Genomic DNA, 14,553 nt, shown 5'->3' with positions numbered 1-14,553 from the left:
ATGAAGTTTTTCAACATACGTTACCTTTTCTTTCTAGCATTTGCAATCAATAATTCTTACGGACAAAAAATATTGTATCACGAATATTTACCCACAGCATCAGATTGGGACATTATTGAGTGGAATACAAAGAAAAACCCAGAAAAAGATTTTATATTAAAGGAATATGTTGATGACAAAGGAAGGGTTACAGCATTAGAGTTTTTAAAAGACAACAAACTTTTTGAAGATTATGTATGTTATTTAGCAAACAAAGTAACTTTTGAATACTACGACAATAAAATTGTAGAACCCCTTTATCAATCTAATGAATTTCCTGTTGCAACAGATTGTGAAATGTGGTATAAATCAATCTATTATTTAAATAAAGATAATAAAATAGAATCTGTAGAACGCTATTCTATATATGATATTTCAAATATGAGTTCCGATGAAATAGAAAACGTAAAAAAGTATTTTAAACCAGAACATTTCATTGAAACACCTGAAACTAAAAAAATGTTGTGGGTTGACTATTACTATTATTCGTTTGCTAAAATGAATAGCATTTATCCTGTTAATGAAGATTATGTTTTAGATGTTGAGTATTTTGGTCAAGAATATTTTACTGATGAGCCTGAATTTCCATCAATAAAACAAAGCTTAAAACAATAAAAGCAGTGAAAATTCACTGCTTTATTTTATTTCTGCCATTCTTTTGTTTCGTTAAAAATATGCGTTAAAATATCTTCATCCAAAGCTGTAAAATCAACATTTCTGCGACTCATAACAATTTTGGCAGTTTCAAAAGCTTTATTGGGTAAATAAGCCTGCGTTCCCTGAGCACCACCCCAAGTAAAATTTGGAATATAATTGCGCGGAAAACCAGCTCCGAAAATATTAGCTGCAACGCCAACAACCGTTCCTGTATTAAACATGGTATTGATTCCACATTTGCTGTGATCTCCCATCATTAAGCCACAAAACTGCAACCCGGTATTTTCAAAACATTCGGTTTCATAGTTCCATAATTTTACCGGTTCGTAATTATTTTTAAGATTAGAATTATTACTGTCTGCCCCAATATTACACCATTCACCCAAAACAGCATTTCCTAAAAATCCATCGTGTCCTTTGTTTGAATATGCAAAAAAAACTGAATTGTTTACCTCACCTCCTACTCTGCAATGAGGTCCCACGGTGGTTGCTCCATAAATCTTTGTTGCCAGTTTTACCTGTGCATGATCGCATAAAGCAAACGGACCGCGAATTACAGATCCTTCCATAATTTCTGTATAAGCACCTATATATATTGGTCCGGTAGTAGCATTTAACGTACAAAAGTTCAGAACCGATCCTTTTTCAATAAAAATATTTTCAGCTCCTAAAACATTCACAGTTGCAGGAATGGGCTGAGATTTACGATCTTGGGTAAGTAACTCAAAATCATCGCGGATTGCCTGATCATTTTTTTGAAAAATATCCCATGTGTGTTCAATTTGAAGACAATCTTCTTCCAATTCAATCAATTCATAGTTTTCAAAATTTACTTCTTCCTGTTCATCGGTTGTAAAAAAAGCAATGATTTCGTCGTTTTTAACAATTGCCTGATTGGGTTGTAAAAACTGAATCATTTCCACTAAAATCTCATTCGGACAAAACGATGCGTTTATCATTATGTTTTCAGGCATTTCAACCATTGGGTATTTGTCTGATAAATATTCTTCGGTTACCGTAGTTGTTGTGGTTCCCAAATATTTTTCCCATTTTTCACGAATCGTTAAAATTCCAACACGTATATCGGCAACCGGGCGGGTAAACGTAAATGGAAGCAAAGCATTGCGTACACTTCCATCGTATAATATATAGTTCATTTTATTTCGTTTTAGGGTTTAAAGTTACAAAGTTTTTATTAAGAATAAGTTGATCGTATTGAAACAAAAAATCCGATCTAACGACCGGATTTTATATTATCGTACCAGTTTTTTATATTTGATTCTGGTTGGTGCTACATCACCTAAACGTTTTCTACGGTTTTCTTCGTATTCAGAGAAAGATCCTTCAAAGAAATAAACTTCAGAATCGCCTTCAAATGCTAGAATGTGTGTACACACACGGTCTAAAAACCAACGGTCATGGGAAATAATTACGGCACAACCTGCAAAATTCTCCAAACCTTCTTCTAAGGCACGAAGCGTATTAATATCCAAATCATTTGTAGGCTCATCTAACAACAAAACATTTCCTTCTTCTTTCAAAGTCATTGCTAAATGCAAGCGGTTTCTTTCTCCGCCAGATAATGCTGAAACTTTTTTGTTTTGATCCGATCCGCCAAAATTAAATCGAGATAAATACGCACGTGCATTTACCTGACGACCACCCATCATGATTAATTCCTGACCTTCGGAGAAATTTTCATAAATAGACTTTTCAGGATCGATGTTTTTATGCGATTGATCTACATAGGCAATTTTCACTGTATCACCCACTACAAATTCACCGGCATCGGGTGTTTCTTCATCCATAATCATTCTGAAAATAGTCGATTTACCCGCTCCGTTAGGACCAATGATTCCAACGATACCTGCTTGAGGCAGTGTGAAATTCAGATTATCATACAAAATTTTATCGCCAAATGCTTTTGCTACATTCTTTGCTTCGATGACATTTGTTCCTAAACGCGGACCATTTGGAATATAGATTTCCAGCTTTTCTTCTAACTGTTTTTGATCTTCATTCAACAAACGATCATAATTTTGTAAACGTGCCTTTTGTTTGGTTTGACGGCCTTTGGCTCCCTGTCGCACCCAATCTAACTCACGTTCCAACGTTTTTCTGCGTTTCGATGCGGTTTTTTCTTCCTGTTCCAAGCGTTTTGCTTTTTGATCCAGCCACGAAGAATAATTTCCTTTCCACGGAATTCCTTCTCCTCTGTCTAATTCCAAAATCCATCCGGCAACATTATCCAAGAAATAACGGTCGTGGGTTACGGCAATAATGGTTCCTTTATATTGCTGTAAATGTTGTTCTAACCAGTGAACCGATTCTGCATCTAAGTGGTTGGTAGGCTCATCGAGCAACAACACATCAGGTTCTTGTAACAACAAACGGCATAATGCCACACGACGACGTTCACCGCCTGAAAGTACTGAAATTGGGGTGCCGGGTTCCGGACAGCGAAGCGCGTCCATGGCCACTTCTAATTTATTGTCTAATTCCCAACCGCCTACAGCATCAATTTTATCTTGTAAATCAGCCTGACGATCCATTAATTTCTGCATTTTATCGGCATCTTCATACACTTCAGGCAAACCAAACATATCATTAATCTGGTTGAACTCGTCTAAAACTGCAACAATTTCAGCCATTCCTTCACGAACCACTTCAATTACGGTTTTACTTTCATCTAACTGAGGCTCCTGCTCTAAATAGCCCACAGTGTAACCCGGTGCAAAAACCACATCGCCCTGATAGTTTTTATCAACGCCCGCAATAATTTTTAACAAGGATGATTTACCAGAACCGTTTAAACCTAAAATTCCGATTTTAGCTCCATAAAAAAAGCTTAAATAAATATCTTTAAGCACTGTTTTGTTTGTCGATGAGTAGGTTTTACTTACTTTCGACATAGAAAAAATTACTTTTTTATCGTCTGACATAATATTTTTAACAAATGTTATATGAATTTCAAAAATACCACTTAAAATTGGTTTAATAAAATAAATTAATCTGCTTGCAATTAAAAAGCATTTTGTATTTTTACGATTAAAATATATAGATATGGAATTTACAGAAAATTTTAAAAAGTCAAATAATTTTAGAATAAACGGTCAGTTTTTATACGTTATTGACGAAAACGGAAAAGAATTGGAACTTTTTGTAGGAGAAGAAGTGGAAACTGCACGATGGAGCGATGAAGGCAGATTAATCGTGGTATTAAAAGGTGGTGCTGTTCGATCATACGAAAACGAAGTAAATTATATTAAAATATAATGTCAAAAAAAGGAACTTTAAAAAAGTTCCTTTTTTGTTATAGAAAAATAAAAGCTTATAACTTATTTAATTATTTTTATTAATAAAACATTTCTAATATTATTTTTTGGTTAAGTTTTTATAAAATCGGATTTTTGCCGCTCAATTTGGTAAAAATCATGAACAAAACTAAAAATACGCTTACTTTATTTATCCAGAGATTTCTTTTACTAGTAGTTATTTATCAACTTATCAGAGTAGGATTTTATCTTTATAACCAATCTTTTTTCCCTGAAATAAGTAGCAACGTATTTATTGGCGGACTTATATTTGATCTATCGGTATTAGGCTATATTAATATATTATTTGCTGTTTTTCATTTAATTCCCGGAAAATTTCAGACTAACAAAATGTATCAAAATAGCCTTTTTATAAGTTTCTTTTTAGTTAACGGAATTTTTATTTGTCTGAATTTCATTGATTATGAATATTTTAGATTTGTGGGAAGAAGAAGCTCGTTCTCGATGATTACAGCTGAAGGAATGACTAATGAAATAGGTGGACTGATCGCATCTTATTTTGTCGATTATTGGAAAATTCCACTTTTTATTACTTTAACTTTTATTATATTCTGGCTTGGTTTAAAGCAAATAAAGTATCGAAATGTAAAAACATCTTCGAATTTCGTTTCAACCACAAGTTTATTATTCACGGTAATTTTACTCTTTACAGCCGGTCGGGGTATTGATCGTAAACCTCTTAGAATTGTTGACGCTTCTGAATATGGACCTATCGGAACTTCTGCTTTGGTTCTCAATACACCATTTACAGTAATGAAAACACTCAGTAAAAAGAACAATCTTAAAGAAGTACATTTTTTTGATGATAAGCAAGCGGAACGTATTTTTAATCCAATCCAATCGTTTTCATACGAAAATTCAAATAAAAAAAATGTTGTTTTATTGATTTTAGAAAGCTTTGGAAGAGAAAATATACAACGTGGACAAACGTCGTTTTTAGATTCATTAATTCAGAAAAGTTATTTTTTTGAAAATGGTTTTGCTAACGGAAAGTTATCAATTGATGCAGTTCCCTCTACTCTTTCAAGCGTTCCAAGTTTAATGAACAAAAGCTTTATTTCATCTTGTTATGCTGTAAATAATGTCTATGGATTACCCAAAATATTAAAAGACAACGGGTACAACACTTCGTTTTTCCACGGTGCTTTTAACGGAAGTCAAAACTTTGATCAATATGCAGATGTTGCAGGATTCGATCGTTATTACGGGAAAAACGAATATAAAGGTCCCGAATCTTTCGATGGAAAATGGGGCGTTTTCGATGAAGATTTTTTACAATTTTTCGCTAAAGAATTAACCACTTTTAAACAACCGTTTTTCACCACTTTATTTACCATTTCATCACACGCACCTTTTACAATTCCCGAAAAATATAAAGGAAAATTTCCAAAAGGATCAACCGAAATTCACGAATCAATCGCTTATGCCGATTATGCTTTAAAAAGATTCTTTGAATCGGCAGAAAAAAAACCGTGGTTTAACAATACCATTTTTGTTATTACGTCAGATCACACTTCTTCAACTGGTGAAGAACCAAAGTATAAAAACAATGTAGGAAAATTTCGTATTCCTATTATGTTTTTTGTTCCCTGCGATGAAACAATGATCGCCACTAATGAAAAAAATTTTCAGCAAATAGATATTTTGCCAAGCTTGGTTGATTATCTTCAGTTAAATACCAAATTAGTTTCGTACGGAAAATCGTATAAGTCAAATCAAGATTTTGTTGTCAATTATCTGGATAATATCTATAATCTGGAAATGGGCGATTATTACCTGGCGTTCGACGGAACCAAGACTATAGGACTTTACAATTGGAAAAAAGATCCGCTTTTAAAAGAAAATATAATTGAAAAAGAACCTGAAACAAAAGAAAAAATGGAGCGTTTTATAAAAGCCTATATACAATCTTTTAATCACAGAGTTTCAAAAAATCAATTGACCGTTCGATAAATAAATATTAATTTGTACTATTGTAAAATACAGAATAATTAAGTAAGGTTTTATTATAAACTAAATTTTAAACATAAAATTAATCTTAATATTACAAGATATGTCAAAAAATAATATTCCAACGATAAAACAAACAAATTGGATTACTGTAATCACTCAAGTAGTTTTTATGGCAGTTCTCATAATCATCTATTACTTATTAGATATTGATGAACCAGTTCTTTTAGGAGCATTAACCTATCTGATATTGTCATATGGATCACGCTCGTATTTTGCTAAAGATCATAAGAAAGGGATTAATCTTATAAAATTAAATGATTATTCTGGTGCAATCAAATCTTTCGAAAAAAGTGTTGCCTATTTTCGAGAAAACAAATGGATTGATAAATATAGATTTTTAACACTTTTATCTGACTCAAAAATAAGCTATATAGAAATGGGCTTAAATAATATAGCTTTTAGTTATGCTCAAATGGGAAACGGGAACAAAGCAAAGTATTATTATCAAGAAATTTTGAATGAATTTCCTGATAGTAATCTTGCTAAAACAGCATTAAATATGCTTAAATCAGGGCAAAATATAGAAGAAGAAAATGCTGCTACTGAGAATTTATAAAGAAAGTATAATTGTATATTGTAAAATTACATATATAATTTTCTTAGATTTGTCCGACAACACGATGATATGAAGATTTTAGTAATTCAGCACAAAATGATTGGAGATGTACTTATTTCCTCTTTGTTGTGCAAAAATCTTAAAAAAGCTTTTCCAACCGCTACTGTTCACTATCTGGTCAACAGTAATACGTTGCCGGTTTTAGAAAACAATCCGTTTATTGATGAATTAATTGTTTTTAACGAAAAGAAAAACAAAGGTTTGCTAAAATTAATCCGTTTTAGCAAAGAAGTCAATAAAAACCAATACTATATTGTTATTGATGCGTATTCAAAAATTCAAAGCTGGGTAAATGTTTTCATCAATCAGGCAACTAAAAAAATTTCGTATAAAAAGTCGGGAAGAACGTTTCTATATACCGATAATGTTATAAAACACACCCAGCCAGAATCACATTTAGGTTTGGCAATTGAACATCGTTTGGCTTTGTTAAAACCTTTGGGAATTGAAAAACCTTTAGCAACCGAACCCAAATTGTATCTGACTGATAAAGAAATTGAAAAAGCTAAAAACAGCTTAAAAGAACATCTGGTTAACTTGAACAGAAAAACGGTGATGATTAGTTTGTTGGGATCCGACGAAAGTAAAACCTATCCGTTGGATAAAATGGCACAAATGGTTGATTTTTTAGGTCTGAATTACGATATTAATATTTTGTTCAATTACTTTCCATCGCAAAAAAATCAAGCAAAAGAAGTTTACGATCAATTATCAGCCGAAACACAATCTAAAATTTATTTTGATCTATTGGGCGGCGATTTACGTTCGTTTATAGCTTTGGCAAACGAATGCGACTTGATTATCGGTAACGACGGTGGTGCAATCAATATGTCTAAAGCTTTAGGAAAAAAAACATTTATTGTTTTTTCGCCTTGGATCGACAAAAATGTCTGGGCCACTTTTGAAGACGGCATTAATCATACAAGTGTTCATTTAAAAGATTATTTCCCCGAAGAACTGAAAGGGTTATCCAACAAAAAAATAAAAAAACAGGCCGATAGATTTTACGCACTTTTAGAATTTAATTTATTTAAAGAAAAGTTAAGAAAATTTCTTAATTTGCATTTAAAATAGATAGTTTTGCCATATTAAAACATTCATTAAAAACAACACCTTTTGAGTACAAAGATTTCTGCATTGGTAATTACTCTTAACGAAGCAAAAAATATACGGGATTTAGTAAATAATCTGGATTTTGCCGACGAAATTATTATTGTAGATTCTTATAGTACCGATGAAACTTTGGCTATTTTAAAAGAATTTACCCACGTAAAAGTTTATCAGCATACTTTTACGGATTTTTCCAGCCAGAGAAATATTGCCTTGCAATATGCCAGTCACAAATGGATTCTTTTTATAGATGCCGATGAAAGAATTTCTGAATCTTTAAAAGAAGAAATTTTAACCACTGTTCAACTGAACAATCCCAAAAAAGGATACTATTTTAAAAGAAAATTTTACTTTTTAGATAAGCCCATTGGCTTTTCCGGATTAAGAACCGATAAAAACTTAAGGCTTTTCCAGAAAGAAGGTGCGGAATACCGTGGTTTGGTTCATGAAAAACTAAATATTACCCATACCGGAACGTTACAAAATTACTTAACGCACTATTCTTACAGCAGTTACGAACATTTTAGAGATAAAGCAATTTATTACAACAAGCTTAAAGCTATAGAAAAAATTAAAAAAAATGTAAAGCCTTCTGTTTTTATGGCTGCTTTTCATCCTGTTTATACTTTTTTAAACCGTTATTTTTTCCGTTTGGGAATTTTAGATGGTAAAAAAGGATACATTATCTCCAAGATTTATGCACAGGCAATCAGCGAACGCTATAAAGAAATGTTTAAATTGATGAAAGAACAAGCTACTTCTTCCAAAATTTAACCTGCTTTTTTATGCGTTGTTTCCTGTGGAATTTTTCCTGAAAATCAGTAGTATATTGCCATAAAAGCTGAAAAATATCGGCTTCAGATTTTTCGGTATAAACTTTAGCATATTCGTTTGCCATTACAGCAATCATTTCTTTTTTGGGAGTTAATCTGCGTAAATTGTACATTCGTTGCTCAAACGATAGTTGGTTATGGAAGTTCATTCGGTTTAAATCCACCAGGTAGAACGAATAGGATTGATCTTCATTTATTTTTATAAGCGTATTTCCGGGCGAATGATCTTTAAACTCTACTCCGTTTTCATGTAATTGGTAACAAAACCGGGTAAAGGCACGTAATACTTCATCGTGATGATTCAATTCAGGATTTTCAACCAGATCCCGGTACGTATATTCCGCATCAATTTGCTGACACACATAAAAACTTTTTCCTAACCCTACTCCTTGTGAAAATTCAACAAAAGCTATTGGCATGGGCGTTCCGATTCCTTTTTTTAGCAATCTTAAACCAAAATCATACGAACGCTTTGCCTTAGAATCTCTCAAAAAACGATACACAATGGTATTGATGAAATTGGGCTTTTTAAACGATTTTATATTTAATTCGCCTAAAGAAGATTGAAAAATTTTAATGGTATTCCGACTGCCTTTGACTAAAAGTTGCCCTCTTTTATCAAAATTTTCAATCGCGTCAATAAGTTCATTTTCAATTGATTTGAATTCCGGATTTATAGTTAATTTCATTTTATAAATTATAAATATTGAGAAACTCCTTTTTCTATTTGAATTATTTTTTGATGGATAGATTGCTGTTGAATGGCATCATTTGCATCTAACCTGTTTCTTGAATTTTCGGGATGGTAAATATGATAAACAATTCCTGCATAACGCAAACGCTTTGCCCAAACCCCCATGTTTCCCAGACGGATGACCAAATCACTGTCTTCTCTGCCCCACCCTTCAAACGCTTCGTTATATCCGTTTATCTTTATAAAATCTTCCCGCCAAAACGATACATTGCATCCACGGAAATTACCCGAAAAATGCTGATGTGGTTGATACATTTTAGAAAGCAACGTACTGTGAATGGTTCGCGAACGCTTTTTTAAATTTTTTGAAAAAAAGTTGAATTTTGTTTGTTTACCCTTAAAAATTCCTGGTAAAGCATCTTTTGTGATGGTAGCTCTGGTTCCGTATAAATACAATCCTGTTTGTGCATTCTTTTTATGATCGGCAATAAATTTTGGGTGAATGATGCAATCTCCATCGATCTGAATGATGTATTCGCAACTGCTTTTGGCAACTGCTTTGTTTAAAGCAATTGCTTTTCTAAAACCTAAATCTTCGTGCCACACATGAAGCACTTTAAACGTACTTTTACCAATAAAATCATCGATAAGCTTTTTAGTTTCTTCAGTAGAACCGTCATCGGCAATTAGTACTTCATCGGGCATTTCAGTTTGTTCGTGTATGCTTTTAAAAATCAGTTCTAATGCCTGCGGCCAGTTATAGGTTGATATGAGTAACGCTGTTTTCATTCATTTTAAATAATGGTACAAATATAGATTATAAGACTTTAATGTAGGTATAACTTGGAATTTTATTTATTTTTACCCAAAAATAATCTATGTTAAAAGTAGCAGTTATCATAATAAATTACAACACCAGCAAATATACCGTAGCGTGTATCGAGAGTATTTTAGCAAAAACTCCCGATACATTTAACTTTAAAATTTATGTGGTTGACAACAATTCTGCTAAAGAAGATTATTATTATTTAAAAAATTATTTTGACCAAAAATCACACTCAAAAGTATCGGTACACAGAAGTAAAATCAATAAAGGTTTTGGTGGTGGAAACATGTTGGGAATTCAGTATGCCGAGCCTTCAGAATATGTTGCTTTTATAAACAATGACACCTTGTTTATTAACGATTGTCTTTCAGAACTTTACCATTTTATAACACACAATAAAACAGCTGGAATTGTTGGTGGGCAAAGTTATAACGAGCATGAAAAAGAAATTATTTCGTTTGATCATTATGCCACTACCACCCGACAAATTTTTGGCAGGAAATTCCTTGAATTGATTGATTCAAAAAAATATCCCAGACGAAAAAAATCATATAACCAATCCATGAAAGTCAATACTGTTTCAGGTAGTTTTATGCTGGTTGATCGAAACAGTTTTAATGAAATTGGCGGCTTTGACGAAAATCTTTTTCTGTATTATGAAGAAACAGATGTGTGTTTACGCTTAAAAAACATTGGAAAAAATTGCTATTTTGTACCTTCGGCAAAATATCTTCATTACCATGGAATCAGTACTGAACACAGTGACCGCATAAAGAAAGAATTAAAAATATCGCTGGTTTATCTGGTTCAAAAACACTTTGGCTGTTTAAGCAAACATCTACTTTTAATCTATTTAATTTTTACAACTTTTTTTGCAAGCATAATAAAACCACGCAAATGGTCGTTTTTACTATTGTACTTACAAGGCGCACCTTTATCAAAATCTTTAAAAACACAACAAAAAATAACAGAAATTTAATTTATGAAGATAACTATCTTAGCCTTTGATTTGTGGGGATTTAATAAAAAAATTGCCGATTCTCTAATTCAAAAAGACATAGAGGTAACTTTTTTAGATCTTAATGCTATTAAATATATTTATAAAAGCAAATGGCATCGTGCCGGTAATTTTTTAAACAAAGTATTTTTGGGTAAAAACATTAAAAAAGATTACCGCAACAGAACTTTAATTAAAATGATTAACGAATTGCCAAAACAAGATTATGTGTTAATGGTTAATCCGGGTTTATTTAGAAAAGATATTTTAGCATTATTTCGTGCTAAAACCAATCAACTTATTGCTTATAACTATGATTCTTTAGCAAGAATCCCGTTACCTGAAAATCATAATACATTATTTAATAAGATTTTCTCATTTGATATTAATGATGTAAAAAAACATAGTTATCTATCTTTACTGACTAATTATATTTACTTAGATAAACATATAAATACAATACCAAAAAACAAGGCTTTTATGATTTTATCTAAGTCCCACGAACGCGAAATTATACTAAGTAAAATTGCAGATATTTTAGACGCAAATAATTTAAATTACGAATTTATAGTAGCTAACCCTGCAACAAAAAAAGTAAATAAAAAAATTCATTTAACAGAGCAACATATTAAGTTAGATACTGTTATTGAAAAAATGAAAGAGGCCGAAATATTAATCGATTTAGTTCGGCAAAATCAAACCGGTTTAAGTTTCAGAATTTTTGAAGCAATGGCATTACACAAAAAAATTATTACAAATAATACAACAATTAAAGACTACGATTTTTACAACGAAAACAACATATTAGTAATTGATAATGAGAATATTACAATTCCAGAAACCTTTTTAAATTCAGAATACCAACCTTTGTCTGAAGAACTCTATCAAAAATACACTTTAGATAATTGGATACGAACCGCTTTTAGTTTTTAATAAATTTAACTATGAAACAGAATTTGTTGTTTTTTGCACCAAACCATTTTGATATTGATTTAGCTATATTAAATCAGTTAGAAAAAATGGAGCAATATCAGATTGTCAAAATCGATCCTGAAAGTTATCAATATAAAAACAGTTTTGAACGTATTTTTAATCTTTTAGGAAAAATATTTTTTAACAAAACATTAAAAAAAGATTGGAAAGCAAAACAACAATTAAACCATATAAATCAACAAAAAAAATATGATGTTTGTTTAATTTTCAGACCCGATTTACTGCACCCAAAAGTTCTAAATTTCATTCAAGATAACGTCAAATCACGTAAAGTAGTTTATTGGGATAGCTTTGATAAAATACCTAAATTAAAAAGCACCTTACCATACTTTAACGACTTTTATAGTTTTGAAGAAAAAGATTGTAACAATTATAATTTTAAGAAAATATCTAATTTTTATATTCATAAAAAAACAGATAAACTTCCAACATACGACGCGTTCTTTTTTGGCTCAAAAGATGCAAGGTTAAACAATATAATAAAAGTAATAACCTATTTAAAAGAAAAAAAATGGAATGCCCAAGCATTGATTGTTGCAAAAAAAACAAAATCAAAATCAAAACCTGTAAACGTCAACGGGGTTACAATAACTGAAACTAGTACGCCTTTTTCACAAATTTACCAATATTCCGAAAACACTAAAATAGTTATTGATATTGCACATAGCAATCAAAAAGGCTTATCTATGCGTCCTTACGAAGCGTTAGGTTTGAAGCGAAAATTAATAACAAATAATTCTAACATAAAGAATTATGATTTTTACAATGAAAAGAATATCTTTATAATAACCGATTTCGATAATCTGAATATTCCTGACTCTTTTTTAAATACTCCGTTTGAAAAGCTACCGCAGGAAGTTTACAACAAATACCATATAAAAAATTGGTTAGAAAATATTTTACAATGAGAATTTTTTACAACATCATCATCTTATTCTTCATCATCGGCTTCGTTTCCTGCCGTGACGATTTTAATTTTGAACCTTCATCTGGTTCCGAATTAGCGTTTTCTAAAGACACCGTTTATTTGGATACCATTTTTTCAAACATCGGCTCAAGTACGTATAATTTAAAAGTATACAATAAAAGCAATAAAGACATTAAAATTCCTTCGATTCGTTTAAGTAAAGGCGAAAGTTCAAATTTTCGTTTAATGGTTGACGGAATGGCAGGCAAAAGTTTTGAAAATGTGGAATTGCTGGCTAATGACAGTATGTTTATTTTTGTAGAAACCACAGTTGATATCAAACAACAAACCAACGGGAAGGAATTTTTATATACCGACGAAATTTTGTTTCAAAGCGGTAGCCAGCAACAAAAAGTAAACCTGGTTACTTTGGTTAAAGATGCTGTTTTTCTGTACCCGCAAAAATTTCAGGATGGTTCTTATGAAAGTCTGAACTTTGGCGATGTACAAATTTACGGTTTCTTTTTAGATGAAAACGATGCCGTAAATGGCAATGAACTGGAATGGACAAACGATAAACCTTATGTTATTTATGGTTATGCAGCGGTGCCTCCCAATAAAATTCTGACCATTACCGAAGGTGCCGAAGTGCATTTTCACAGAAATTCAGGCTTGGTTACCTTTTCAGATGCAGCAATCAATGCCAATGGTTCTATTGAAAATCCAATTGTTTTTCAGGGTGATCGTTTAGAACCAAGCTTTGAAGACACTCCCGGACAATGGGACGGTATCTGGATCAGTCAAGACAGCGATGCTTCTTTTAGCAATGTCATCATCAAAAACGCCATTGATGGGTTATTCATCAACAAAAATAAACTTCCTGTTAATTTAAACAACCTTCAGGTTTACAACTGCGAAAAAAACGGATTGCTGTTACAGGTGGCTCACGTGACCGGTACAAATATTGTGACAAATAATTGTGGCGTAGCGGCTTTAAACATCAATTACGGAGGAACATATGATTTCATACATTGTACCTTTGCCAATTACTGGAGCCGGTTAAACCAAACAGCTGTAATCATAAATAATGGCGACGGAACAAACGAATTTGCCTTACAAGCCCGGTTTAAAAACAGTATTATTTACGGCAATGCCAGCGAATCGCTTTTATTAGTGCCAGCGAACAAAGAAACCAATTTCAGCTTTACATTTGAATACAGCTTAATCAAATTTTTAAATTCAGCCAACAGATTCAACACCGAAAGTTTTCCTTACCAGTTTACCAACAACACGTATTACACCAATAGTTTAATTGCTAAAACTTTTAATGAACACCAACCTTATTTTTTCAATACCAGTAAAAATGAACTAATGATTACCGATAAGGCAACGTCGTTAATTAACTTTGGAAATGCTGCGTATGCCCAGCAGGTTCCTCAGGATTTATTAGGAAAAAGCAGATTAACTTCTGCCGATTTAGGTGCTTATCAACACGTAAATTCATCAGCAGATTAATATTGCCAATATAAATTT

General features: G+C 31.9%; 14 protein-coding genes. 10 read left to right on the top strand and 4 right to left on the bottom strand.

Translation table 11 applies throughout. The annotated features are described in order from the left end of the window. The gene (locus tag BLW20_RS03945) at positions 1–654 is read left to right on the top strand and encodes a hypothetical protein (RefSeq protein WP_091096579.1); all 654 of its coding nucleotides are present in this window, start codon (positions 1–3) and stop codon (positions 652–654) included. Positions 655–680: 26 nt separating this feature from the next. Here BLW20_RS03945 and BLW20_RS03940 read toward each other — a convergent pair whose 3' ends face one another. Both BLW20_RS03940 and ettA read right to left on the bottom strand, forming a co-directional pair. Beyond that, positions 681–1,853, bottom strand: coding sequence for a GlmU family protein (locus tag BLW20_RS03940; RefSeq protein ID WP_091096577.1), 1,173 nt, complete (start codon positions 1,851–1,853; stop codon positions 681–683). Positions 1,854–1,949: 96 nt separating this feature from the next. Then, positions 1,950–3,638, bottom strand: a complete 1,689-nt coding sequence (gene ettA, locus BLW20_RS03935; protein ID WP_091096575.1) for an energy-dependent translational throttle protein EttA — start codon at positions 3,636–3,638, stop codon at positions 1,950–1,952. 121 nt (positions 3,639–3,759) lie between these two features. Here ettA and BLW20_RS03930 point away from each other — a divergent pair, with 121 nt between their 5' ends. The 5 genes from BLW20_RS03930 (at position 3,760) to BLW20_RS03910 (ending at position 8,544) form a co-directional block, all read left to right on the top strand. Then, entirely contained in the window at positions 3,760–3,972 is a 213-nt protein-coding gene (locus tag BLW20_RS03930; RefSeq protein WP_091096573.1) for a hypothetical protein, read from the top strand. A 158-nt stretch (positions 3,973–4,130) separates the two neighbouring features. Further along, positions 4,131–5,984 (top strand): LTA synthase family protein, encoded by a 1,854-nt coding sequence (locus tag BLW20_RS03925; protein ID WP_091096570.1) that lies wholly within the window; start codon positions 4,131–4,133, stop codon positions 5,982–5,984. Between the two features lie 100 nt (positions 5,985–6,084). Further along, the gene (locus BLW20_RS03920; RefSeq protein ID WP_091096568.1) at positions 6,085–6,600 is read left to right on the top strand and encodes a tetratricopeptide repeat protein; all 516 of its coding nucleotides are present in this window, start codon (positions 6,085–6,087) and stop codon (positions 6,598–6,600) included. A 69-nt stretch (positions 6,601–6,669) separates the two neighbouring features. Next, positions 6,670–7,734 (top strand): glycosyltransferase family 9 protein, encoded by a 1,065-nt coding sequence (locus BLW20_RS03915; RefSeq protein ID WP_091096567.1) that lies wholly within the window; start codon positions 6,670–6,672, stop codon positions 7,732–7,734. A 42-nt stretch (positions 7,735–7,776) separates the two neighbouring features. Then, the gene (locus BLW20_RS03910; RefSeq protein ID WP_091096564.1) at positions 7,777–8,544 is read left to right on the top strand and encodes a glycosyltransferase family 2 protein; all 768 of its coding nucleotides are present in this window, start codon (positions 7,777–7,779) and stop codon (positions 8,542–8,544) included. On the opposite strand, the gene BLW20_RS03905 is transcribed toward BLW20_RS03910, so the two are convergent. Together BLW20_RS03905 and BLW20_RS03900 are read right to left on the bottom strand one after the other, a co-directional pair. Next, positions 8,525–9,292, bottom strand: a complete 768-nt coding sequence (locus BLW20_RS03905) for a lipopolysaccharide kinase InaA family protein (protein WP_091096562.1) — start codon at positions 9,290–9,292, stop codon at positions 8,525–8,527. The two genes, BLW20_RS03910 and BLW20_RS03905, sit on opposite strands and share 20 nt — an antisense overlap. A gap of 8 nt (positions 9,293–9,300) precedes the next feature. Next, positions 9,301–10,086 carry a glycosyltransferase family 2 protein gene (locus BLW20_RS03900; RefSeq protein WP_091096560.1) on the bottom strand — a complete coding sequence of 262 codons (786 nt, stop codon included), beginning with the start codon at positions 10,084–10,086 and terminating at the stop codon, positions 9,301–9,303. A gap of 89 nt (positions 10,087–10,175) precedes the next feature. Here BLW20_RS03900 and BLW20_RS03895 point away from each other — a divergent pair, with 89 nt between their 5' ends. Genes BLW20_RS03895 through BLW20_RS03880 form a run of 4 tightly spaced genes read left to right on the top strand, consistent with a single transcriptional unit; the run spans position 10,176 to position 14,535 of the window. After that, a complete protein-coding gene (locus BLW20_RS03895) occupies positions 10,176–11,102 on the top strand; it encodes a glycosyltransferase family 2 protein (RefSeq protein WP_091096558.1) in 927 nt (308 codons plus the stop codon). A 3-nt stretch (positions 11,103–11,105) separates the two neighbouring features. Beyond that, a complete protein-coding gene (locus BLW20_RS03890) occupies positions 11,106–12,053 on the top strand; it encodes a WaaS/CpsH family glycosyltransferase (protein ID WP_091096556.1) in 948 nt (315 codons plus the stop codon). 11 nt (positions 12,054–12,064) lie between these two features. After that, a complete protein-coding gene (locus BLW20_RS03885) occupies positions 12,065–13,021 on the top strand; it encodes a WaaS/CpsH family glycosyltransferase (protein ID WP_091096554.1) in 957 nt (318 codons plus the stop codon). Then, complete coding sequence (locus BLW20_RS03880) at positions 13,018–14,535, top strand: hypothetical protein (RefSeq protein ID WP_091096552.1); 1,518 nt, start codon at positions 13,018–13,020, stop codon at positions 14,533–14,535. The genes BLW20_RS03885 and BLW20_RS03880 overlap by 4 nt, the downstream gene beginning before the upstream one ends. The last annotated feature ends 18 nt before the right edge of the window (positions 14,536–14,553 follow it).

It is taken from the genome of Paenimyroides marinum (assembly GCF_900108395.1).
GTDB lineage: Bacteria > Bacteroidota > Bacteroidia > Flavobacteriales > Flavobacteriaceae > Flavobacterium > Flavobacterium marinum.
The sequence above is the reverse complement of the archived record's forward strand: the minus strand, read 5'-3'. Positions and strand labels throughout refer to the sequence as shown.

Coding starts and splice junctions, on each gene's coding strand:
- BLW20_RS03885 (WP_091096554.1), top strand. CDS start 12,065: ATGAAACAGAATTTGTTGTTTTTTGCACCAAACCATTTTGATATTGAT.
- BLW20_RS03880 (WP_091096552.1), top strand. CDS start 13,018: ATGAGAATTTTTTACAACATCATCATCTTATTCTTCATCATCGGCTTC.
- BLW20_RS03925 (WP_091096570.1), top strand. CDS start 4,131: ATGAACAAAACTAAAAATACGCTTACTTTATTTATCCAGAGATTTCTT.
- BLW20_RS03940 (WP_091096577.1), bottom strand. CDS start 1,853: ATGAACTATATATTATACGATGGAAGTGTACGCAATGCTTTGCTTCCA.
- BLW20_RS03930 (WP_091096573.1), top strand. CDS start 3,760: ATGGAATTTACAGAAAATTTTAAAAAGTCAAATAATTTTAGAATAAAC.
- BLW20_RS03900 (WP_091096560.1), bottom strand. CDS start 10,086: ATGAAAACAGCGTTACTCATATCAACCTATAACTGGCCGCAGGCATTA.
- BLW20_RS03895 (WP_091096558.1), top strand. CDS start 10,176: ATGTTAAAAGTAGCAGTTATCATAATAAATTACAACACCAGCAAATAT.
- BLW20_RS03905 (WP_091096562.1), bottom strand. CDS start 9,292: ATGAAATTAACTATAAATCCGGAATTCAAATCAATTGAAAATGAACTT.
- BLW20_RS03915 (WP_091096567.1), top strand. CDS start 6,670: ATGAAGATTTTAGTAATTCAGCACAAAATGATTGGAGATGTACTTATT.
- BLW20_RS03920 (WP_091096568.1), top strand. CDS start 6,085: ATGTCAAAAAATAATATTCCAACGATAAAACAAACAAATTGGATTACT.
- BLW20_RS03945 (WP_091096579.1), top strand. CDS start 1: ATGAAGTTTTTCAACATACGTTACCTTTTCTTTCTAGCATTTGCAATC.
- BLW20_RS03890 (WP_091096556.1), top strand. CDS start 11,106: ATGAAGATAACTATCTTAGCCTTTGATTTGTGGGGATTTAATAAAAAA.
- ettA (WP_091096575.1), bottom strand. CDS start 3,638: ATGTCAGACGATAAAAAAGTAATTTTTTCTATGTCGAAAGTAAGTAAA.